Source organism: Micromonospora marincola (genome assembly GCF_056150385.1).
This window is the reverse complement of the sequence record NZ_JAXCFT010000059.1, coordinates 1-834: the sequence shown is the minus strand read 5'-3', so window position 1 is coordinate 834 and position 834 is coordinate 1. Positions and strand designations below refer to the sequence as shown.

1 protein-coding gene is annotated in these 834 nt (G+C 65.8%); it reads right to left on the bottom strand.

All coding sequences use genetic code 11. The annotated features are described in order from the left end of the window. Window positions 1–244: 244 nt before the first annotated feature. The coding region (locus SM450_RS31045) for a hypothetical protein (protein WP_474623331.1) at window positions 245–834 on the bottom strand (590 nt) is incomplete at its 5' end.

Genomic DNA, 834 nt, shown 5'->3' with positions numbered 1-834 from the left:
ATCTCGGCAGAACCCGCTTCTACCTGCGAAAACACTCTGCCGAGATCAAGGCCGTCGACAAGCATCAATCTCGGCAATCTCGGCATGATCACGCCGAGACTGCCGAGATGCCGATAACCGACCCAACGACATCTCGGCACACACCACCGCAGGTCAACGGCACGGTGCCGAGATTGCCGAGATGCCGAGATGGTTCAGCCCCGCCCGCAAACAACAAAGGCCGAACCCGCGCCACACAGCCCGACTACGACGGTGGTCGCGCGGCTGCCTCCCGCGCCGCCTTGCGCTGCTCGGCAACCTGGCGACGGTACGCCGCCTGCTGTTCCTCCTGCCGCCGCAGCGCGGGCAGAGCATCCGACAAACCGAACGCCACCTTCGCCCCCACCACCTCGGCAAGGCCGCCCTTGTCAAGACCGAAGGAGCGCAGGTCATCCACCGCCGCCACCAGGGCAGCCGCTTGAACCGCCGGAGCCCACCGCGCCAACACGTCCATCAACTCCCCGAAGCCGCCGACCTTGACCCACGGAGATCCCTGCACCGCGTCCCACACATCGACGATGAACTCATCCCGCCCATCGACCGTCCGCCGAAACGACCGAACGCGCAGGGCCGACCCCTCATCACCGATGCCAAGAAACTCGGACCACCCCTGCCCCTCCAGCCATTCCGTCACATCAACGGTGTCCGGCGCGCCCTCGAACGGATCGAAGATCTCATAGCTCATCACCACATCCTGCCGCCCCACCCCGCGCAGCACCCACACACCGCACCGCGCGCCGACCTTCCGCAGAACCGCCCCCTGAGAGCCACAGAGACGAATCAATGCATGGCCCA